Raw genomic sequence first — 20,392 nt, forward strand, 5'->3', positions numbered from 1 at the left:
CAGCGGTAGCTGGCATCTCAGCCGGACGCCGTTGGCAATAGATCCCAGCTTTCGCTGGGATGACGAGAGGCTGAGCATAAAAAAAGGGGAGACTTTCGCCTCCCCCTTTCCAGTTTGCTTAGTAGCGGTAATGATCCGGCTTGAACGGACCTTCCGGCGTCACGCCGATATAGGCGGCCTGCTTGGGGGTCAGCTTGGACAGCTTCACGCCCAGCTTTTCGAGGTGAAGCGCCGCCACCTTTTCGTCCAGATGCTTGGGCAGGACGTATACGTCGTTCTTGTAGGTGTCCGACTTGGTCCACAGTTCGATCTGCGCCAGCACCTGGTTGGTGAAGCTGGACGACATGACGAAGCTCGGATGGCCGGTGGCGCAGCCCAGGTTCACCAGGCGGCCCTTGGCAAGGACGATGATCTTCTTGCCGTCGGGGAATTCGACTTCGTCGACCTGCGGCTTGATTTCAGTCCACTTCATGTTCGAAAGACCGGCAATCTCGATCTCGCTGTCGAAGTGACCGATGTTGGACACGATCGCCATATTCTTCATGGCGCGCATGTGATCGACGGTAATGACGGCTTCATTGCCGGTCGCGGTGACGAAGATGTCGGCGCGGGTGGCGGCCTCTTCCATCGTCACGACTTCATAGCCTTCCATCGCGGCCTGAAGCGCGCAGATGGGATCCACCTCGGTCACCAGCACGCGGGCGCCGCCATTGCGGAGCGAGGCTGCCGAGCCTTTGCCAACGTCGCCGAAGCCCGCGACGCATGCGACCTTGCCAGCCAGCATCACGTCGGTGGCGCGGCGGATGGCGTCGACCAGCGATTCCTTGCAGCCATAGAGATTGTCAAACTTCGACTTGGTGACGCTGTCATTGACGTTGATCGCCGGGAAAGGAAGCTTACCCTTCTTCGCCAGCTCATAAAGGCGGTGAACGCCGGTGGTGGTTTCTTCCGACACGCCCTTGATCGCGGCGACGGTCTTGGTCAGGTAGCCCGGACGATCGACCAGGAAGCGCTTGAGCGTCGCGACGAAGATTTCTTCTTCCTCGTTACCCGGCGTGAACAGTTCTTCCCCAGCCTCGACGCGCGCGCCCCACAGGGCGAACATGGTGGCGTCGCCGCCGTCGTCCAGGATCATGTTGCAGGGCGTGTCACCCCAGTCGAAGATGCGGATGACATAGTCCCAATATTCCTCCAGCGTCTCGCCCTTGACGGCGAAGACGGGGATGCCGCGCGCGGCGATGGCAGCGGCGGCGTGGTCCTGGGTCGAGAAGATGTTGCACGAAGCCCAGCGGATTTCCGCGCCCAGCTCAGCCAGCGTCTCGATAAGCACGGCGGTCTGGATCGTCATGTGCAGCGATCCAGTGATGCGCGCGCCCTTCAGCGGCTTGGCAGCGCCAAACTCGTCGCGCAGGGCCATCAGGCCGGGCATTTCGGTTTCGGCGATCTCGATTTCCTTGCGGCCGAACGCGGCAAGGTTGATGTCGGCGATCACATAGTCCTGCGCCTGGGTGGCGGGTGCGGTGGCCACGAGCGTGTCTCCATCGGTTTAGAATGTGCCGGAGCCGCTCGCATGGCGAAACGGCGGCGATGGCCTGCGCTTTACCAATCGCCGCCGGTGATGGCAACTCAATATAAAGTTTTCTTTATGTCACTCTTCTCCGGGTCGAGAGGCGACCGCGACTCCCGAAAGATGCCACGACAAACTTCTTCATGATTTGAACCCCCGAGCAATTCTAGAGGATGAAGGTGCGCCCCCGCGCTTGTCACATTCCAAGGCAGTTAGCGGGAATTTACCTGGAAATGTTCAGTTACGATGCGGAAACAAGCTCTGTTCCGCGCCATCGTTACGCAGTTGAACCGGGAAAATATCTCGCAAATTATGCGACGCGATCAGGCGGAGCCAGCGCCGCTCACCAGATGAGACGCATCGACTCCGGCAGCGGCATAGGCCGCCGCCCATTTTTTTTCCGCCGGAACGTCGAACAATATATCTGCGCTGCATGTCGCCGGGAACCAGCTTTCGCCGGTCATCTCCTGATCGAGTTGCCCTGCGCCCCAACCGGCATAGCCGAGGGCGACGATGTAGCGACTGGGACCAGTGCCTTCCGCGATCGCCTTCAATATCTCCAGCGAGCCGGAAAGCCCCCAGTCCTCCCCGACCTCCACCATGTCATGCCCTTTCCAATCGAGGGAATGCAGCACGAAGCCCCGGCGCGGTTCGACCGGCCCACCGCGAAGCACGGGTATGTCGGGGACATTGGCAGGGTTGATGTCAAAGCTTTCGAGCAGTTCATGCAGCCCCACGCCCTCGATTTCATCGCTGACCGCGATGCCGAGAGCGCCATTTTCATCATGGACGCAAATGGCGATCACGGAATGATCGAAGCGCATGTCTTCCATGCCCGGCAAAGCGAGCAGGAACTGACCGGCATAGGAGCGAAGTTGATCCATAGGATGAATATACGCTGCCCAGCGGCTTTGCCAATGGCGGGCTGTCGTTCACCGGGGGCGATGCGACACGTAAGCGCGCCTTGACACAGGACCGCCAAGCGCCGACCTCCCGCCTCATCAACGGCAGGAGACAGAATATGACCATCGCAAAAGGGGATCGCATCCCCGCTACCACCTTTGCCAAGATGACGGAAAATGGGCCGGAGCAAGTTTCCTCCGACGAGTTTTTCAAAGGCCGGACGGTGGCGCTCTTCTCCGTTCCCGGCGCCTTTACGCCGACCTGCTCGGCCAAGCACCTCCCCGGTTTTGTGGAAAAGGCCGACGCCCTGAAGGAAAAGGGCGTGGACGAGATTGCCTGCACCGCCGTCAATGACGCGTTCGTCATGGGCGCATGGGGCAAATCAGCCGGAGCAGACGATAAGGTCACCATGCTGGCGGATGGCAATGGCGACTTCGTCAAGGCTGCGGGCCTGACGATGGACGGCAGCAAGTTTGGCATGGGCACGCGTGGCCAGCGCTTTTCCATGATCGTAAAGGATGGCGTGGTGACCGAACTGAATGTCGAGGCACCGGGCGAGTTCAAGCTTTCGTCGGCTGATCATCTGCTGGGGCAGCTCTGACGCGATGGCCGCGCGATGCCCTCATCGCGCGGCCACCGGCCTTCCTTCCGTCACATATCTGCGGTAGCAAGGTTCGATGACGAAAAGCATCGGCAGCGCGGCGGTCGCGCAACTGGACCGGATCTACCAGACCTCTATCGGAAATCTGCGCGAGGCCATGCAGGCCTATGCCCGCGATGGCAGCGTGCCTCCGCCAGAGGCAAAGTCCGATCGCCGCTTCTGTTATCCCGAACTGCGCATCACCCACCATGCCGAAACCGATGCCCCGCCGCCGGGGCGATCCTTCGCCCGCCTGTCCAAGCCCGGCCTTTATACAACCACGGTCACCCGACCGGAGATGTTCGGCGATTATCTGGCCGAGCAGATTGATTTGCTCGTCCGGGATTATGGAGTGGAGGTCGAAACAGCGGTCAGCGATCAGCAGATCCCCTTTCCCTATGTGCTGGATGGGCTGGACATCAGCGCTCTTGACGGCACCCCTCCGACCGAACTGGCGCGTCATTTCCCCGCAACCGAGTTGGCGGAGATCGGGGACGAGATCGCCGATGGCCTGTTCATGCCGGATGCAGATGGGCAACGGCCGCTGGCTCTGTTCGACGGGTTGCGCACCGATTTCTCGCTGGCCCGTCTGAAACATTATACGGGGACGCCAGCCGAGCATATTCAGCGATACATCCTCTTCACCAACTATCATCGCTATGTCGATGAGTTCGTGGCCTGGGCCTGCGCGGAACTGCAAAAGGATGGCACGCCCTACACCGCCTTGTCCGGCGCAGGCGGCGTCTATGTGACGCGGGAGACGGCCGATCCAGCGCGCATGATCGCGGACAGCGCATGGCGCAAACATCAGATGCCCGCCTATCACCTGATCGCGCCCAATCGCAGTGGCATCACGCTGGTCAATATCGGCGTCGGTCCTGCCAATGCGAAGACCATCTGCGATCATCTGGCGGTGCTGCGACCGGAAGCCTGGTTGATGATCGGCCATTGCGGTGGCCTGCGGCCCAGCCAGCGGATCGGCGACTATGTGCTCGCCCATGCCTATCTGCGCGACGACAAGGTGCTGGATGATATGCTGCCCCCGGAAATTCCGGTGCCAGCCATTGCAGAGGTTCAGGTCGCCCTCGCCAAATCCGCCGAAGCGGTGCTCGGCGGTAGTAGCGAGGAAGATTTCAAGCGCAGGCTGCGCACTGGGACCGTGGTGACGACCGACGATCGCAATTGGGAGCTACGCTATTCCAGTTCAGCGCTGCGGTTCAGCCTGTCGCGCGCGGTCGGGATCGACATGGAGTCCGCGACGATCGCGGCACAGGGCTATCGTTTCCGCGTCCCCTACGGAACATTGCTCTGCGTGTCCGACAAGCCGATCCATGGCGAACTGAAGCTGCCGGGGCAGGCGAACCGCTTTTATGAGGAAGCGATTGCCGGGCATCTGCGGATCGGCCTGATGACGTGCGAACTGCTGCGGCAGGAAGGCCCTAAGCTACACAGCCGCAAGTTGCGGGCGTTCAACGAGCCGCCATTCCGGTGATCGATTGGCGGGGTCAGCTGGTCAGGAACTCCACCATGGCCTCGCCCAGTTCCTTTTTCGTGACCGCGGCCATGTGATTGCCGGGTATCTCGACATAGCGGCCATTGGGCAGAGTATCGACAAGCTCCTGCGCAATCCCATTATCCTGATCGTCGACGCCGCAGATGACTTCGGTCGGCTGCGTGAAGGTCGCGATCGTTTCGGCGGACGTGTCCACGAAGGTGTTCAGGATATGCAGTAGCGCGACTGGATCGCCCTTCGTCGTTTTCAGGAAGGCTTCCGTCATCCATTCCGACGTGCCGCGCTCGAACGTGCCGAGGTTGGTGAGGACGTTACGATAATAGCCGCCCTTGTCGAGCGTATTGACGAGGCCGCGTAGTCCCATGCCAGCCAGGATCACCCGGCGCGGGGTCGCGCCGCGCGCCAGCATCCGCACCGTCGTCCGCGCACCTAGCGAATAGCCGCCCAAGTCGTAATCGGTCAGGCCAAGCTGATCAATGACGGCCAGATTGTCGTCGGTCAGGGCATCCGGCGGATAGGCGGCGGGGTTATGCGGTTTGCCGCTTTCGCCATGTCCGCGCAGGTCCGGCATGATCAGCCGGAAGCCAGCCTCCACAAGCCGCGCGGCATGGCCGTAACGGATCCAATTGGTCCAGGCGTTGGAGAAATAGCCATGAATGAGGACGAGGTCACGCCCCTCCCCCGCGATATGGACCGCAATGGGTAGACCGCCGAGCCCCTCGACTTCCACTTTCTCTAGCTCAAGGTCGGTCATGATAACTCCCTCACTGTGTCGGCGCTGCTCGATATGGCCTTGGCGCCGCCTTGTCGATGGCGGCGTAGGCCAAGGATCAGCAGGGCGATTAGTGCACCGACCTGAGCGGCGGCCATGTCCTTCTGCGGGTCCCAGACATCGCCTTGCTGGCCATTATACCAGTCGGCGGTTTCTCCTTCCGCCATCAGCGTCAGCAGCCATTCGAAGGATTCATAAAAGGCGCTGATGAAGCCGATCGTGACGAAGCCGAAGGCCAGGCTCCAGCCCAATCCCATGCCACCCCGTCGCCGCGCGATCTGCGCCAGTGGGTGCGTCAGAAGCAGGCCAAAGGCGAAATGGACGAGCCGGTCATAGCCATTGCGCCGCCACCCGAAGGTGCTCGAAAGGTCATGGCCTGTCATCGAACGCGCCCAATCGTCATAGGGCACATAAGAATAGATGTAGCGCCCGCCCAATGTATGCAGGAGCAGGAACAGGGTGATGCAGGCCACTGCGCCATTGCTTAGAGGCCAGCGCCGCAGAAGCCATGGCGCAGCCAAGGCGAGCGCGATTGTCGGCCCATGCTGTAACGGCGCGAGTTCGGGAAATGGCTGATTGATCTGTGCGGCGGCGATGGCGCCGATCAGCAGCAGGATCATCTGGCGCTGCGCTATCGGAAGGCTTTTCCAAACAGCGACAGCGCCGGACGTCATCAGTTGGCCTCAGCCCTTCTTCAGGTGGCGGCGGCCCAGCAGCTCAGCGATCTGCACGGCGTTAAGCGCCGCGCCCTTGCGCAGATTGTCGCTGACGCACCAGAGCGACAGACCATTTTCGATGGTCGAATCCTCGCGGACGCGGCTGACGAAGGTGGCATAATCACCCACGCACTCGACGGGGGTGACGTATCCGCCATCCTCACGTTTATCGACGAGCATGATGCCCGGCGCTTCACGCAGGATGTTCTGCGCCTGCTCAGCCGAAATCTCGTTCTCGAACTCAATGTTCAGCGCTTCGGAGTGACCGACGAACACGGGAACGCGCACGCAGGTCGCCGTCACCTTCACCTTGGGATCGAGGATCTTTTTGGTTTCCGCGACCATCTTCCATTCTTCCTTGGTCGAACCATCGTCCAGGAAGACGTCGATGTGCGGGATCACGTTGAAGGCGATCTGCTTGGTGAACTTCTTCGCCTCGGCCGGGTCGCCCACGAAGATATTGCGCGACTGTTCGAACAGCTCGTCCATGCCCTCTTTGCCAGCACCGGAAACGGACTGGTAGGTAGCGACGACGACGCGCTTGATCTTCGCGGCGTCGTGCAGGGGCTTCAAGGCCACGACCATCTGCGCGGTCGAGCAGTTCGGGTTCGCGATGATGTTCTTCTTCTTATAGCCATCGATCGCGTCCGGGTTCACCTCGGGCACGATCAACGGCACGTCCGGGTCCATGCGGTAAAGCGACGAATTGTCGATCACCACGCAGCCAGCCGCAGCCGCCTTGGGCGCATATTCAGCCGTCGGGCCAGAGCCTGCGGCGAACAGGGCGATGTCCCAGCCCGTGAAGTCGAAATGCTCGATATTCTTGACTTTAAGAGTCTTGCCGGTGTCACCGAAATCAACTTCGGTGCCATGCGACCGGGACGATGCGACCGCCGCGATCTCGTCAATCGGGAACTCGCGCTCGGCGAGAATGGTCAGCATTTCGCGGCCCACATTGCCCGTGGCACCAACGACGACGACCTTGTAACCCATGACTAAAGACTCCACTCCATGCAAAAATGCGGAGTGGGCGCCATAGCGTTGTCCCTGCAATTGTCCAGCATGAAGCGGCTTTGCGGGCCGATAGCCTTTATTTACCCGGCGGCGGCTCCTCGCGCGCGGTTCCGTTGCGGCGGAGGAAATCCTCGATCGTGCGCCACAGGTGGATGCTGATGCCGGGGCCGCCCACGCGGTGCGTCTGGCCGGGATAGACCATCATCTCGAACGGCACGGCTTCTGCCTGCATCCGCGCCATCAAGGCGGTGGCGTTGTCGAACACGACATTGTCATCGGACATGCCGTGGATCAGCAGCATCGGGTCCTTGATCTTGACGGCATCGTCGATGGCGCCGGACGCCGGATAGGCGCTTGGGCGATCCTGTGGCTTGCCCAGATACCGCTCCGTATAATGCGTGTCGTAAAGCTCCCAGCGAGTTACGGGAGCGCCCGCGATAGCGGCAGAGAACAGGCCTGGCGCCTTTTCCAGCAGCTTGACCGACATATAGCCGCCATAGGACCAACCATAGGTCGCGATCCGCTGCGGATCGACATAGGGCTGAGATTTCAACCACTCGACGCCCTTTAGCTGGTCGTCGACCTCTACCGTGCCCATTGCACGATATAATTGATCCTCGAACGCCTTGCCGCGATCCGGCGTGCCCCTGTTATCGATTGCAAAGACAATCCAGCCGCGATCAACCAGATATTGATAGACGGGCGATCCCCATTGATTGGTGACGACCCTTCCCGCTCCCGGCCCGCCATAATGCAGCATGAAGACGGGGTATTGCTTTCCCGGCTCCAGTGGCGGGGTCATGATCCGTGTATAGAGCGTTGATCCGTCCGCCGCCTTGATCGTGCCAAAGCGCGTCTTGGCATGGCTGGCGAGGTAAGGGGCGTAGGGGTGATCCCCGGTCATGGCATTTTCCGACAGCCACCGAAGCCGCTTGCCGCTGCCATCGGCCAGATAGACCTGCTTGGGCTGGTCCGTGTTGCTGCGAGAGATCACCAGATGCGTTGCGCCGCTGTCCATCACCGCATCATTCCACCAGCCATTGCTGGTCAACTGCCGCAACGGCCCCTTGCCCGAGAGGGCGCCTACGTAAAGCTGCTGCTCCAAAGGCGTTTCGCGATTGCCGGTGAAATAGACGGCGCCCTGCCGCTCATCCACCGCGACCACGTCCCGCACTTCCCATGCACCGCTGGTCAGCGCGACCCACTTGCCGCCGCGAACATGGTAGAGATGGCCGTGCCCCGTCTTCTCCGACCACCACAGGAAGCTGCCGTCCTTCAACGACTTGAAGTTATTGCTGAGGTTGACCCAGCTTTTCGCTCTTTCGGTCAGGACGATCCTGGACTTGCCCGTCGCAGGATCGACCGCCAGCAGATCGAGCCGCTTCTGATCACGGGTCTGGCGTTGGACGTAGAGCGTCCGCCCGTCCTTCGACCAATCGACCCGCGCCAGATAGATGTCGCTGTCATCGCCAAGGTCGACTTTCATTTGCCCACTGCCATCCGGGCGCATCACATAGAGATCGACCAGCGCGTTGGCAGTCCCCGCAGCGGGGTAGCGTTGCTGATAGACCTTCGTGCCCTCGCCGCCGATCGCCGTGCGGGTGACGATACCGACCGGTCCTTCATCCACGCGAGCAACCGCGATCAACTGGTCGTCGGGCGACCACCAGTAGCCGGTGCGCCGGCCCATTTCCTCCTGCGCCACGAACTCGGCCACGCCCCAACTGACCGTCTCACTCGCCCCCTGCGTCACTTGCCGCTCCCGCCCGCCGATCGGCTGCACGTAGAGGTTGCCGTCGCGCACGTAGGAGACAAAGCCACCCTTGGGACTGACCACGCCATTCAGTTCGCTGCTCGGAGTGTTGGTCAGGCGCGACACCTGGCCATCGAGCGATGCAAGGTAAAGATCGCCATCCACCGGGACGAGGATGCTCTTGCCATTGGGAGCCCAGTCATAGCTGGCGATCCCGGTGCTGCCCGCAACCGACCGATCCCGTTCGCGCTGCATTTTTTCCGCTTCGGAAAGTTCGGCGCCGCTGCCGATCTTCCTTGAATCCACGAGCATGCGCTCCGCTCCGGTCGCGCTGTCGATCGCCCAAAGGTCCAGCCGTTCTTTCTCGTCCGCGCGGGGCTTGAGCAGCGTGACAAGCGTGCCATTCGGCGAAAGTTTGAGCGCGCGCGGCTGAGGCCCCGACAGATCGGGATTGGCGAAGATGCGCTCCAGCGTCAGTTGCTGTTGTGCGCAAACCGGGATGGCAGCACTTGCCAGCAGTGCCAGAGCGGCTGCGCTGCCCTTCAGCAATGAGGACATCCTTATCCTTTCGCCTCGGCCAAGACAGCCGGATGTATCACCGCGAGTTAACGCGGAGCGGACGAAAAGATCAATGTAGGGACATAATCTTTCTCACCATGACCGGAGGAGATCATGGTGGGCGCGACAGGGATTGAACCTGTGACCCCACCCGTGTGAAGGGTGTGCTCTACCGCTGAGCTACGCGCCCCCTGAAAGGAGGATGCGGCCATTGGCATCGGCCACGGCTCCTGTCAAGACGAGCTTGGACGGGGAGTTGCAAATTGCACTCATTGCCTTTTAGGCGTGAAAGTTTAGTGGCGGGAACGATAAAGGGAGTGACTATCGATGCGTCAGACCATTGCCCTCATGATCACTGGGCTTCTTCTCACCAGCTTGGCGGCCTGCAACACGGTCAAGGGCGTTGGCCGGGACATTGAATCGGTCGGTCGGGCCGGTGAGAGGGCGATGTAAAGATTGGTCAGCCCTTCCTTCACACCGATTATTGGAGGACGCGGTTAGTCATGGCCGCGCTTCTTTCCAGCTTCACGCCGTCGCAATCCGGCTGGCCGCAGTTGCATGCCGCGATGGTGTAGCGGACCCCGCACATCACAAGGACGTCATGGTCGAAGGTATAGTTGGAAATCCCTGCCCGCTCGACCTTCTCTCGCGCTCTGGCTTTCAGAGACATGTGAAATTTCCTCCCATTCACCGTCCGGACATGATCTTTGCTGCTCTGCACAAAGTCAATTGACCGGGATCGGTTCCTGAATGGATTGTCATAAATCCGTCCAGAAAATGACACGATCCGACGCCCTCCGCTACTATGCTTGCGCGGTAGCCCATTCGCACCCATATGCCGCGCCATGAACGACCAACGCTCCTCCGCCATGCCCGTCTGGCACGGCACCACCATCATGTCCGTACGAAAAAATGGGAAGGTGATCGTGGCCGGTGACGGCCAGGTTTCCATGGGCCAGACGGTGATGAAGCCCAATGCTCGGAAGGTTCGGCGCTTGCATGATGGTTCCGTCATCGGCGGTTTCGCTGGAGCGACGGCTGACGCTTTCACCCTGTTCGAACGACTTGAAGCGAAGCTGGAACGGCACAATGGGCAGTTGATGCGCGCCGCCGTGGAGTTGGCCAAGGACTGGCGCACCGACAAATATCTCCGCAATCTGGAAGCGATGATGATCGTTGCCGACAAGGAAGTGACGCTGATCCTGACGGGCAATGGCGACGTGCTGGAGCCGGTCGGCGGCGTGGCGGCTATCGGATCAGGTGGCAATTTCGCGCTCGCAGCAGCCCGCGCGCTCGTTGAGTATGAGGAAGATGCAGAGACGCTTGCGCGTAAGGCGATGGCGGTGGCGGCGGACATCTGTGTCTATACCAACGATCAGCTTGTGATCGAAGAGCTGGCGAGCGTGAGTTGATGTAAAGCCCCTCCCGCAAGCGGGAGGGGTTGGGGTGGGCATTTTCCCTATCCCTAAAAGTTGAAGTCGATTGCTTTCGCAATCGCCCCCACCCCCGGCCCCTCCCGCTTGCGGGAGGGGAGTGAGAAGAAGATGAACGACAATCTGACACCCAAGGCCATTGTTTCCGCGCTCGATGCGCACATCGTCGGTCAGGCCGATGCCAAGCGCGCCGTTGCCGTGGCGCTGCGCAACCGCTGGCGTCGGCAGCGCCTCTCGCCCGATCTGCGCGATGAGGTTACGCCGAAGAATATCCTGATGATCGGCCCCACCGGCTGCGGCAAGACCGAGATCAGCCGCCGCCTTGCCAAGCTCGCAGACGCGCCGTTCGTGAAGGTCGAGGCGACGAAGTTTACCGAAGTCGGCTATGTCGGCCGCGATGTGGAGCAGATCGTGCGCGATCTGGTCGAGGAAGCGGTGCGCCTGGAGAAGGACCGCCGCCGCGAAGCGGTGCGTGAAGCTGCTTCCGAGGCGGCGATGAACCGTCTGCTCGATGCCCTCACCGGCAAGGAAGCGAGCGAGGCGACCCGCCTCTCCTTCCGCCAGCGGATCGAAAACGACCAGATGAATGATGTCGAGGTTGAGGTGGAAGTCGCCGACAGCCCCTCCATGCCGATGGAAATCCCCGGCATGGGCGGCCAGATCGGCATGATCAACCTGTCCGACATGATGTCAAAGGCATTCGGCCAAACCCAGAAGAAGCGGCGCAAGCTACGCGTAGCCGAGGCTTGGGACAAGCTGGTCGAAGAAGAGCAGGACAAGCGGCTGGACCAGGACGATGTCGCCCGTGTCGCCATCGCGAGCGCCGAGCAGAATGGCATCGTCTTCCTCGATGAGATCGACAAGATCGCCGTCAGCGATGTGCGCGGCGGTTCCGTCAGCCGCGAAGGCGTGCAGCGCGACCTGTTGCCGTTGATCGAGGGTACGACGGTCTCGACCAAATATGGCCCGCTAAAGACTGATCACATCCTGTTCATCGCATCGGGTGCTTTCCACGTCGCGAAGCCCAGCGACCTGCTGCCGGAGCTTCAGGGCCGCCTGCCGATCCGTGTCGAACTGAAGGCGCTAACAGAGGATGATTTCGTTTCGATCCTGTCCGACACCAAGGCGAGCCTGGTTGCGCAATATCGCGCATTGTTGGCGACCGAAGGCGTCACGATCGACCTCACGCCCGACGGCATTCGCGCGGTGGCGAAGATCGCCGCCGAGGTGAATGGCGAAATCGAGAATATCGGCGCCCGCCGCCTCCAGACGGTCATGGAAAAGCTGCTGGAAGATGTGAGCTTCGAGGCGGAGGATCGTCAGGGCGAGACGCTGGTGGTCGATGCAGCCTATGTCGAGAAGCAACTGAGCGAGGTGGCGCGCAACACCGACCTCAGCAAATATGTGCTGTAACTACTCCCCTCCCGCAAGCGTTCAAACGAGGCACGTGACTCGTTTGAAGGGCCGGGGGTGGGCGCGAGCGTAGCGAGCCTCCTTCGGAGGCCCCACCCCTTGATCCCCTCCCGCCTGCGGGAGGGGAAATTCATCAGTAGCTGCGTCCTACCAGCACCCGCTCCACCGCCTTCTCGCCGGTGAAGATGCACGCACCATCAGCAGCGTCCGCATCCAGCGGCACGTTGCGCAGCGTCAGCTTCTCGCCCTTCAGCCACTCGATCACCTTGTCGAGCGCCGGACCCGTGGGCTTTGACCATTGCACCAGCGCCCAACCCTGCTTCTTGCTCGCAGCGAAATAGCCTTTCAGCGCATCCAGCGACGTGATCGACTTGTCGATGTTCCCATGCAGCCGGGCCTGCGCATCGGCGAACAGAGCCTGCTGAATCTCCTCCAGCATGCCGGTCGCAGCGCCCAGAAAATCGCCCTTTGCGACGATCTGGCTGTCGAGCTTCCCGTCTTCCCGATAGAGGCGATCGCGGCGCAGAACCGATACGTTCCCGCCCGCAACGTCTCGGCCGCCCACCTCGATCACGATCGGCGCGCCCTTCTTCACCCAGCCCCAGCGCTTGTTCGCTGCTTTGGCGGGTCGCTTATCCAGAAGCGCGCGGACGGGCTCACGGAATACGTCCTGCTTGTTCAACTCGGCGACCAGATCGGCGCAATAATCCAGGATCGCGCCATCCTCGTCATTATCGCGCAGCATCGGCACGACCACGATCTGATAGGGCGCAAGGCGAGGCGGCACGCGCAGGCCGTCATCGTCGCCATGCACCATGATCAGGCCGCCGATCATGCGGGTCGACATGCCCCAACTGGTCGTCTGCGCCAGCTCCTGTTGCCCTTCGGCATTCTGGAACTTGATGTTCTGCGCCCGCGAAAAAGTCGTGCCGAGGAAATGCGACGTGCCCGCCTGAAGCGCCTTGCCGTCCTGCATCATCGCTTCGATGGAATAGGTCGCGACAGCGCCGGGAAACCGTTCATTCTCCGGCTTCTCGCCAGCGACCACCGGCAGCGCAACGCACTCTTCGGCGAAGCTGCGATAGACTTCCAGCATCTTCATCGTCTCTTCCATCGCCTCATCGACGGTGGCGTGCGCCGTATGCCCTTCCTGCCAGAGGAACTCGGCGGTGCGCAGGAACATGCGCGTGCGCATTTCCCAGCGGACGACATTGGCCCATTGGTTGATCAACACCGGCAGGTCGCGCCAGCTCTGTACCCAGCGCGAGAAAGCCGCGCCGATCACCGTTTCGGAAGTCGGACGAACCACCAGCGGTTCTTCCAGCTTCGCCTCGGGGTCGGGCACCAACTTGCCGTCTTTCTGGATCAGGCGGTGATGCGTGACGACCGCCATTTCCTTGGCAAAGCCGTCCACATGCTCCGCTTCTTTTTCGAAGTAGGAAAGCGGGATGAAAAGGGGGAAATAACAATTTTCGTGGCCGGTCGCCTTGATCCGATCGTCCAGTAACTTCTGCATCCGTTCCCAGATACCGTAGCCCCATGGCCGGATGACCATACAACCACGAACGCCGCTTTCCTCGGCCATGTCGGCTTCGCTGACGACGGCCTGATACCAGGCGGCGAAATCCTGTTCGCGGGTAACGGAAAGGGCGTGCTTCACGGGTCCGGCCTTGTTCTTCGACTTAAAGGATGGCGCGCCATAGGCGAAGCGCGCCGTCCCGTCGACCCCGAACGCGCGGGCTCAGCCCAGCTTGTCGATCTTGGCATTGAGGGCGGAAAGCTGCGCCTTCAAATTCGCGATCTCGTCGTCCTTGCTGCTTTCGGAGGCAGGCTGCGCAGGCGCCGATGCGCCCGGCATTCCCGGCATTCCCGGCATGGTAGGCATTCCCGGCACGTTGCCGAAGGCATTCGCCGCGGCTTCTAACATCTGCATGTTGCGCTTGGCGATCTCCGCCAGCGGGCCACCGCCAAAGGCACCCTTCATCGCTTCCTGGAACTGCATCTGGTTCTTGCGGAAGGCATTCATCGACTCTTCCAGATATTGCGGCACCATCGACTGCATGGAATCGCCATACATGGCGATCAGCTGCCGTAGGAAGTTGACGGGCAGCATGTTCTTGCCCCGCTGCTCTTCCTCCATGATGATTTGCGTGAGGACATTATGTGTTATGTCCTCCCCGGTCTTGGCATCCACCACCACGAACTCGCGCCCCTCACGAGTCATTTGCGACAGCAGATCAAGAGTGATGTAACTGGACGTTTCCGTGTTATAGAGACGCCTGTTCGCATATTTCTTGATAATGACCGGCTCTGATTCATTGGCGGTCTTGGTTTTGGCCATGGATTCCTCTCCCACACCTGTACATTCCGCATTAGCACAAGGTGTTGCCGCACCGCAACATGGCCCTAGGCCGTTGCCCCTCTTTCTCGACATTTTATGGCGGGAAACGGAACATGACCCCGATCTGCGACGGGCAGCTTTCCAAGGTCTGCGTAAATATCAGGGCGCCACCCGCCCATCTCTGCCACCGGCGCCCGCCGTCTTTGCTGCGGCCGGAAGCGCCAGATTGCTGCGATACGGCACGGAAAATGGCCGTGCGCCCGTGGTCTTCATCCCTTCGCTAATCAACCCGCCACAGGTTCTTGACCTGTCGGAAGGGCGATCCATGCTGCGCCACATGGCCGCAGCAGGACATGACGCCTATCTGGTCGATTGGGGCAGCCCCCGTGCCGAGGACGCGCACCTTGACCTTGAGCATCATGTGACGAAGCGCCTTCTTACTCTGCTGGAATCGCTCCCCCAGCAGCCCATCCTCGTGGGCTATTGTCTGGGGGGCAGCCTTGCGCTGGGAGCGGCGGCGGTTGCCGAGATGAAGGCCGTCGCCACCATCGCGGCGCCGTGGCAATTTGATGGCTTTCCCGATGCCGATCGCAACCTTATCGCGTCGCTCTGGCGCGGCGCGAAGGCTACCAGTGAGCAGCTCGGTTATGTGCCGATGGAAGTGTTGCAATCGGGCTTCTGGGCGATGGACCCGGCCCGCACCATCCGGAAATACGCGGCATTCGCGGGAATGGAGCTAGGCTCTGAAGCGGAGCGCGCTTTCCTGGCCGTGGAGGATTGGGCGAACGGCGGATCACCCCTAACCTTCGCAGCAGGCCAGGAGCTGTTCGAGAACTTCTACGGACGAAATATCACTGGCCACCGGCAATGGCGAGTCGATGGCAAGACGGTCGATCCTGAAAGCCTTCGCTGCCCGACATTCTCCGTCCGATCCGCCACCGACCGGATCGTCCCGGCCAGCGCCGCACCGGAACTGGCCGAGGGTTTTACACTGCAACTCGGCCATGTCGGGATGATCGTCGGAAGCAACGCCCGTCACCTGCTCTGGGACCCGCTGTCTCTATGGCTTTCAACCCATGGAGGTTGATGATATTGCAACTGCGAACTGAAACCCTTCATTGAGGACAGGACTTTGTCAGACATCGTCATCACCGCTGCAAAGCGTACCGCCGTCGGCAGTTTCATGGGCGCATTCGGGTCCACGCCTGCGCACGAGTTGGGACGCACCGCCATCATCGCGGCGCTCAATCAGGCCGGGGTAACCGCTGAGGAAGTCGACGAGGTCATATTGGGCCAAGTCCTGAGTGCGGCGCAGGGGCAGAACCCCGCGCGTCAGGCCGCCGTTAACGCCGGAATACCTGTGGAACGCACCGCCATCGGCATTAACCAGCTGTGCGGATCGGGCCTCCGCGCCGTCGCGCTCGCGGCGCAGGCGATCAAGGCGGGCGATGCGCGCATCATGATCGCAGGCGGGCAGGAAAGCATGTCGCTCGCCCCCCATGCGCAATATCTGCGTGGCGGCGCGAAGATGGGTCCGGTCTCGTTCATCGACACGATGACGCATGATGGCCTGACCGATGCGTTCAACAACTATCATATGGGCGTCACCGCCGAAAATCTGGCGGAACGGTATCAGATCAGCCGCGAAGCGCAGGATGCGTTCGCCGTGGCAAGCCAGAACAAGGCGGAAGCCGCGCGAGCTTCGGGCCGGTTCAGGGACGAGATCGTCCCGGTGACCGTAAAGGGCCGCAAGGGCGATACCATCGTCGATGCCGACGAATATATTCGCGCTGGCGCGACCCTGGAAGCAATGCAGGGCCTGCGCCCGGCGTTCAAGAAGGACGGCAGCGTAACCGCAGGCAATGCCAGTGGCATCAATGACGGTGCTGCCGCACTCGTTCTCATGACCGCAGCCGATGCCGCCCAGCGGAGCGCTGCCGTACTTGGGCGCATCGCAGGCTTTGCTACCTGTGGGGTGGACCCTTCCATCATGGGCATCGGCCCCGCCCCCGCGTCGCGCAACGCGCTGGCCAAGGCGGGTTGGTCGCTGGCCGACCTCGACCTGATCGAAGCGAACGAGGCTTTCGCGGCCCAGGCGCTGGCGGTAGGTCAGGAACTGGGATGGGACCCGGAAAAGGTCAATGTGAACGGCGGCGCGATCGCCATCGGCCATCCGATTGGAGCATCGGGCGCGCGCGTGCTGACCACGCTGCTTTACGAAATGCAGAAGCGCGATGCGAAGAAGGGCCTTGCAACCCTCTGCATCGGGGGTGGCATGGGCGTCGCCATGTGCATCGAAAGATAATGGGTAATTGGGCCGCCGGATCAAGTTCGGCGGCCTACCACATCCTTATTCCCATAGCCGATCGTAACGGGGACCAAGGCCGGTCAGCAATTCATATTGCGATAGGCCGGATAGCGACGCGGTCGCGGGCAAGTCATATGCGATGTCGAGCCAATCCCCTTCCGACACCGACGGCATCGCAGAGACATCCACCGCGACGAGGTCCATCGAAACCCGTCCCACGACCGGCAGTTGAACGTCGCCCGCGCTAACCATCCCTCGGCCGGAAAAGCAGCGCAGATATCCGTCCGCATAGCCGATGTTCAACACGGCTATTTCCATGTCGCGCTCGGCGATATGAACCGCGTTATAGCCGATGCCATCGCCTGCGAGCACATGACGCCTTTGCAGGACCTGCGCCTGGGGAAAGACGACCTGCGCGATGTTTCCGGCGGCTTCGGCTCTGGGGATGCCGCCATAAAGCGCCAGTCCCGGCCGCGTCAGGTCAAATGCATAGGCTTGCCCCAAGCAAATGCCCGCGCTGTTCGCCAGGCTGTAACGGCGCGCGGTAGCTTTACCAGTTAGGGCGCCGAACCGATCAAGTTGCAGTTTGCTTAGCCCGGTATCCTCATCGGCCGACGCCAGGTGACTGAGCAGCGTGTCGACCGTCAACCCGTCCAGAGCGGCGGCGACGTCACTCCGCCAATCCAGTCCGAGCCGGTTCATGCCCGTATCGACCATGACGTCGCAAGCGCCTCCGCCCGCCGCCTTCCACCGCGCGATCTGATCCGCCGTGCAGAGAACAGGCCGCGCACGCGACGCGATCGCCGTCTGCATATCCTCGGAGCGCACGCCGTGGAATACCGACAGGTTGATCCCATCCTGCAGCATCGGCTCCAGCAAAGCCGCTTCAGCCCAGTTTGATACGAAAAAGTCCCGGCAGCCCGCGACAAGCAGTCGGCGCATCACCTCGACCGCGCCGGTGCCGTATCCGTTCGCCTTGATAGCGGCGCCACATGCTGCGCCGCCGCTATGCCGTTGCAACCAGCGCCAGTTGTTCACAAGTGCGCCGCCATCTAGGCGAAGGTGCAGCGGAGCGGTAAATGCGGTCATCGCCGTTGCGATAGCGGCATCCAGTACAGGCGTCGAGGGTTTCCAGGGCGCGGCTTCTTGCTCCGGGGTCAGCGGCACTGCCGACGTGACAGCCTTTGAAAGCTGGACCCGTCATGCAATCGCGGACAGCCCGTCGGCCCCTGAAAGACCGAGCCTGATGCAGCCCCTATCGGCTTACGCAGCGCGGGGTTTGGGCATCAACAAGATCTGGGCGCGGAAAGGAGACAATCCCCACCGCGCCCAACTCCAATTCCTATTCCAGTTCCAGAATGATCGCGTCCACGGGCAGGCTTTCGCCTTGCGCGGCCGAGACGCTCTTCACCACGCCCGCCTTGGCAGCGCGCAGGATATTTTCCATCTTCATCGCCTCGATCACGGCAAGCGGCTGACCGGCTTCGACCTTGTCGCCTTCCGTGACGTGCAATGCGACGAGCAGGCCCGGCATCGGACAGATCAGGAAGCGCGACAGATCGGGCGGAATCTTTTCGATCATGTGCTTGGCATGGACCGCTGCATGGGCGGGCAAAATGCGCAGCTTGTGGCTTGCGCCATGAGCCGTCAGCACGAAGCCGGAGCGAACCGGCGCGATCTTCACCGCCAGCAATTCCTCGCCAAACTCCGCCTCGATCAGGCGATCACCCGGTGTATATTCCAGCGCCAGGTCGATCGCTTCGCCATCCACGGTGACGTCATCCCCGTTGATGACCACGCCATGGACCGCCTCGCCAATCTTCACCTGCCAGCTGGTGGGAGCGCGCAACTTCTTGCCAAGCTGTCCATCGATGCGGCGGGCACGATCGGCCTGCGCCATCGCTGCGAACGCGCCAATCGCCGAAAGCTTCTTCAGCAGCGTTTCGGAAGCGGGCGCGCCGGTAAAGCCATCCGGATATTCCTCGGCAATGAAGCCGGTGGTGATGTTGCCTGAACGGAAACGCTCATGCTGCATCAGTGCTGATACGAAATCGATATTGTGGCCCGGCCCCTCGATCTCGAACTGGTCGAGCGCCGCGATCTGCTTGTCGATCGCTTCCAGACGGGTCGGCGCCCAGGTGATCAGCTTGGCAATCATCGGGTCGTAGAACATCGACACTTCGCCGCCTTCGACCACGCCGTCATCAACCCGCACGCCATCGCCGGTTTCGGGTGGATTGTAGCGGATCAGGCGGCCCGTTGAGGGCAGGAAGCCACGATAGGGATCTTCGGCATAGACGCGGTTCTCGATCGACCAGCCGTTGATCTTCACATCTTCTTGGGCGAAGCTCAGTTCCTCACCATTGGCGACGCGGATCATCTGCTCGACCAGATCAAGGCCGGTGATCTCTTCGGTGACCGGATGCTCGACCTGCAAGCGGGTGTTCATTTCCAGGAAGTAGAAGCCGTCGCCGGTCTTGTCCGCGCCCGACACGATCAGTTCGACCGTGCCCGCGCTGAAATAGCCGACCGCGCGCGCCAGGGCGACGCACTGCTCACCCATCTTCTTGCGCATTTCCGGCGAAACGAAGGGCGAAGGCGCTTCCTCGACTACCTTCTGGTGGCGGCGCTGGATCGAGCATTCACGCTCATTGAGGTAGACGATATTCCCGTGCTGATCGCCCAATATCTGGATTTCGATATGGCGCGGGCTTTCGATGAACTTCTCGATGAAAACGCGGTCATCGCCGAAGCTGTTGAGACCCTCACGCTTGGTTGCCTCGAAGCCTTCGCGGACGTCCTGCTCGCTGTAAGCCAGACGCATGCCCTTGCCGCCGCCGCCGGCCGAAGCCTTCATCATCACCGGATAGCCGATCTCGTTTGAGATCTTCACGGCATGTTCGGTGTCCTCGATCACGCCGACATAGCCGGGGACGACATTGACGCCCGCTTCCATGGCAAGCTTCTTGGATTCGATCTTGTCGCCCATCGCGGCAATGGCATTGGCGGGCGGGCCTACGAAGATGATACCCTCCGCGTCCAGCGCCTTGCGAAAGCTCTCGCGCTCCGACAGGAAGCCATAGCCCGGATGGACTGCATCAGCGCCGGTATCCTTGCAGGCCTGAATGATCTTCTCGGCGATCAGATAGGACTGGGCGGCAGGCGACGGGCCGATATGCACGGCTTCATCGGCCAGCAGCACGTGCGGCGCGCGGGCATCGGCGTCCGAATAGACCGCCACGGTCTTGATGCCCATCTTCCGCGCGGTGCGGATGACGCGGCACGCAATTTCGCCACGGTTCGCGATCAGGATCTTGGTGATTGCCATTATCTATCCTTGCCCCAGTCCTATTTTCGGCCGTGCGGGCCGAGCTAATTCAAAGCTCACCTCTTCCGTCATGCCGGACTTGATCCGGCATCCCGCTGCCTTCTCTCCACGCAGGGAAGAAGCGGGACCCCGG

At 61.4% G+C, this 20,392-nt stretch carries 18 protein-coding genes and 1 tRNA gene; 7 read left to right on the plus strand and 12 right to left on the minus strand.

Annotation, left to right across the window (positions count from 1 at the left end):
• Positions 1-118 precede the first annotated feature (118 nt).
• Together ahcY and ACYU81_RS00185 are read right to left on the minus strand one after the other, a co-directional pair.
• The gene (gene ahcY, locus ACYU81_RS00180; protein WP_460985836.1) at positions 119-1,528 is read right to left on the minus strand and encodes an adenosylhomocysteinase; all 1,410 of its coding nucleotides are present in this window, start codon (positions 1,526-1,528) and stop codon (positions 119-121) included.
• A 362-nt stretch (positions 1,529-1,890) separates the two neighbouring features.
• Positions 1,891-2,451 carry a YqgE/AlgH family protein gene (locus ACYU81_RS00185; RefSeq protein WP_449472372.1) on the minus strand — a complete coding sequence of 187 codons (561 nt, stop codon included), beginning with the start codon at positions 2,449-2,451 and terminating at the stop codon, positions 1,891-1,893.
• A gap of 137 nt (positions 2,452-2,588) precedes the next feature.
• On the opposite strand from ACYU81_RS00185, the gene ACYU81_RS00190 reads away from it, so the two are divergent.
• Both ACYU81_RS00190 and ACYU81_RS00195 read left to right on the plus strand, forming a co-directional pair.
• Positions 2,589-3,071, plus strand: coding sequence for a redoxin family protein (locus tag ACYU81_RS00190; protein WP_460985837.1), 483 nt, complete (start codon positions 2,589-2,591; stop codon positions 3,069-3,071).
• A 76-nt stretch (positions 3,072-3,147) separates the two neighbouring features.
• The gene (locus tag ACYU81_RS00195) at positions 3,148-4,602 is read left to right on the plus strand and encodes an AMP nucleosidase (RefSeq protein WP_460985838.1); all 1,455 of its coding nucleotides are present in this window, start codon (positions 3,148-3,150) and stop codon (positions 4,600-4,602) included.
• Positions 4,603-4,615: 13 nt separating this feature from the next.
• Here ACYU81_RS00195 and ACYU81_RS00200 read toward each other — a convergent pair whose 3' ends face one another.
• The 5 genes from ACYU81_RS00200 to ACYU81_RS00220 form a co-directional block, all read right to left on the minus strand.
• Complete coding sequence (locus ACYU81_RS00200) at positions 4,616-5,377, minus strand: alpha/beta fold hydrolase (protein WP_460985839.1); 762 nt, start codon at positions 5,375-5,377, stop codon at positions 4,616-4,618.
• Complete coding sequence (locus tag ACYU81_RS00205) at positions 5,374-6,069, minus strand: DUF2238 domain-containing protein (protein WP_460985840.1); 696 nt, start codon at positions 6,067-6,069, stop codon at positions 5,374-5,376. The genes ACYU81_RS00200 and ACYU81_RS00205 overlap by 4 nt, the downstream gene beginning before the upstream one ends.
• Positions 6,070-6,078: 9 nt before the next feature.
• A complete protein-coding gene (locus tag ACYU81_RS00210) occupies positions 6,079-7,104 on the minus strand; it encodes an aspartate-semialdehyde dehydrogenase (protein ID WP_460985841.1) in 1,026 nt (341 codons plus the stop codon).
• A 97-nt stretch (positions 7,105-7,201) separates the two neighbouring features.
• Positions 7,202-9,436 carry a S9 family peptidase gene (locus ACYU81_RS00215; RefSeq protein ID WP_460985842.1) on the minus strand — a complete coding sequence of 745 codons (2,235 nt, stop codon included), beginning with the start codon at positions 9,434-9,436 and terminating at the stop codon, positions 7,202-7,204.
• Between the two features lie 115 nt (positions 9,437-9,551).
• Positions 9,552-9,626 (minus strand) — tRNA-Val (locus ACYU81_RS00220).
• A 137-nt stretch (positions 9,627-9,763) separates the two neighbouring features.
• Between ACYU81_RS00220 and ACYU81_RS00225 the strand changes: the two genes are divergently transcribed.
• The gene (locus tag ACYU81_RS00225; protein WP_097091531.1) at positions 9,764-9,889 is read left to right on the plus strand and encodes an entericidin A/B family lipoprotein; all 126 of its coding nucleotides are present in this window, start codon (positions 9,764-9,766) and stop codon (positions 9,887-9,889) included.
• A 28-nt stretch (positions 9,890-9,917) separates the two neighbouring features.
• Here the strand turns inward: ACYU81_RS00225 and ACYU81_RS00230 are convergent, their stop codons facing one another.
• Complete coding sequence (locus tag ACYU81_RS00230) at positions 9,918-10,106, minus strand: hypothetical protein (protein ID WP_449472385.1); 189 nt, start codon at positions 10,104-10,106, stop codon at positions 9,918-9,920.
• A gap of 199 nt (positions 10,107-10,305) precedes the next feature.
• Here ACYU81_RS00230 and hslV point away from each other — a divergent pair, with 199 nt between their 5' ends.
• Both hslV and hslU read left to right on the plus strand, forming a co-directional pair.
• Positions 10,306-10,848, plus strand: coding sequence for an ATP-dependent protease subunit HslV (gene hslV, locus ACYU81_RS00235; protein WP_449474625.1), 543 nt, complete (start codon positions 10,306-10,308; stop codon positions 10,846-10,848).
• A 132-nt stretch (positions 10,849-10,980) separates the two neighbouring features.
• Positions 10,981-12,282: an ATP-dependent protease ATPase subunit HslU gene (hslU, locus tag ACYU81_RS00240; protein WP_460985843.1), complete on the plus strand. Its 1,302-nt coding sequence runs from the start codon at positions 10,981-10,983 to the stop codon at positions 12,280-12,282.
• Positions 12,283-12,415: 133 nt separating this feature from the next.
• Here the strand turns inward: hslU and proS are convergent, their stop codons facing one another.
• Together proS and phaR are read right to left on the minus strand one after the other, a co-directional pair.
• Entirely contained in the window at positions 12,416-13,942 is a 1,527-nt protein-coding gene (gene proS / locus ACYU81_RS00245) for a proline--tRNA ligase (RefSeq protein WP_460985844.1), read from the minus strand.
• 81 nt (positions 13,943-14,023) lie between these two features.
• A complete protein-coding gene (gene phaR / locus ACYU81_RS00250) occupies positions 14,024-14,623 on the minus strand; it encodes a polyhydroxyalkanoate synthesis repressor PhaR (protein ID WP_460985845.1) in 600 nt (199 codons plus the stop codon).
• On the opposite strand from phaR, the gene ACYU81_RS00255 reads away from it, so the two are divergent.
• Entirely contained in the window at positions 14,622-15,710 is a 1,089-nt protein-coding gene (locus tag ACYU81_RS00255) for an alpha/beta fold hydrolase (protein ID WP_460985846.1), read from the plus strand. The two genes, phaR and ACYU81_RS00255, sit on opposite strands and share 2 nt — an antisense overlap.
• A 45-nt stretch (positions 15,711-15,755) precedes the next feature.
• Positions 15,756-16,928 (plus strand): acetyl-CoA C-acetyltransferase, encoded by a 1,173-nt coding sequence (locus tag ACYU81_RS00260; RefSeq protein WP_460985847.1) that lies wholly within the window; start codon positions 15,756-15,758, stop codon positions 16,926-16,928.
• A 45-nt stretch (positions 16,929-16,973) separates the two neighbouring features.
• Here the strand turns inward: ACYU81_RS00260 and alr are convergent, their stop codons facing one another.
• On the minus strand, positions 16,974-18,020 hold the full coding sequence (gene alr / locus ACYU81_RS00265; protein ID WP_460985848.1) for an alanine racemase: 1,047 nt from the start codon (positions 18,018-18,020) through the stop codon (positions 16,974-16,976).
• A 253-nt stretch (positions 18,021-18,273) separates the two neighbouring features.
• Positions 18,274-20,259, minus strand: a complete 1,986-nt coding sequence (locus ACYU81_RS00270) for an acetyl-CoA carboxylase biotin carboxylase subunit (protein ID WP_460985849.1) — start codon at positions 20,257-20,259, stop codon at positions 18,274-18,276.
• Positions 20,260-20,392 lie beyond the last annotated feature (133 nt).

This window comes from Sphingobium sp. TomTYG75 (genome assembly GCF_054771635.1).

What these genes read in the sequence shown, in the direction of transcription:
- ACYU81_RS00195 (WP_460985838.1), top strand. Translation starts at nt 3,148, where the DNA reads ATGACGAAAAGCATCGGCAGCGCGGCGGTCGCGCAACTGGACCGGATC.
- ACYU81_RS00215 (WP_460985842.1), bottom strand. Translation starts at nt 9,436, where the DNA reads ATGTCCTCATTGCTGAAGGGCAGCGCAGCCGCTCTGGCACTGCTGGCA.
- ACYU81_RS00190 (WP_460985837.1), top strand. Translation starts at nt 2,589, where the DNA reads ATGACCATCGCAAAAGGGGATCGCATCCCCGCTACCACCTTTGCCAAG.
- ACYU81_RS00230 (WP_449472385.1), bottom strand. Translation starts at nt 10,106, where the DNA reads ATGTCTCTGAAAGCCAGAGCGCGAGAGAAGGTCGAGCGGGCAGGGATT.
- ACYU81_RS00185 (WP_449472372.1), bottom strand. Translation starts at nt 2,451, where the DNA reads ATGGATCAACTTCGCTCCTATGCCGGTCAGTTCCTGCTCGCTTTGCCG.
- ACYU81_RS00200 (WP_460985839.1), bottom strand. Translation starts at nt 5,377, where the DNA reads ATGACCGACCTTGAGCTAGAGAAAGTGGAAGTCGAGGGGCTCGGCGGT.
- hslV (WP_449474625.1), top strand. Translation starts at nt 10,306, where the DNA reads ATGCCCGTCTGGCACGGCACCACCATCATGTCCGTACGAAAAAATGGG.
- ACYU81_RS00225 (WP_097091531.1), top strand. Translation starts at nt 9,764, where the DNA reads ATGCGTCAGACCATTGCCCTCATGATCACTGGGCTTCTTCTCACCAGC.
- alr (WP_460985848.1), bottom strand. Translation starts at nt 18,020, where the DNA reads ATGACCGCATTTACCGCTCCGCTGCACCTTCGCCTAGATGGCGGCGCA.
- ACYU81_RS00210 (WP_460985841.1), bottom strand. Translation starts at nt 7,104, where the DNA reads ATGGGTTACAAGGTCGTCGTCGTTGGTGCCACGGGCAATGTGGGCCGC.
- ACYU81_RS00205 (WP_460985840.1), bottom strand. Translation starts at nt 6,069, where the DNA reads ATGACGTCCGGCGCTGTCGCTGTTTGGAAAAGCCTTCCGATAGCGCAG.
- ACYU81_RS00255 (WP_460985846.1), top strand. Translation starts at nt 14,622, where the DNA reads ATGGATTCCTCTCCCACACCTGTACATTCCGCATTAGCACAAGGTGTT.
- ACYU81_RS00270 (WP_460985849.1), bottom strand. Translation starts at nt 20,259, where the DNA reads ATGGCAATCACCAAGATCCTGATCGCGAACCGTGGCGAAATTGCGTGC.
- hslU (WP_460985843.1), top strand. Translation starts at nt 10,981, where the DNA reads ATGAACGACAATCTGACACCCAAGGCCATTGTTTCCGCGCTCGATGCG.
- phaR (WP_460985845.1), bottom strand. Translation starts at nt 14,623, where the DNA reads ATGGCCAAAACCAAGACCGCCAATGAATCAGAGCCGGTCATTATCAAG.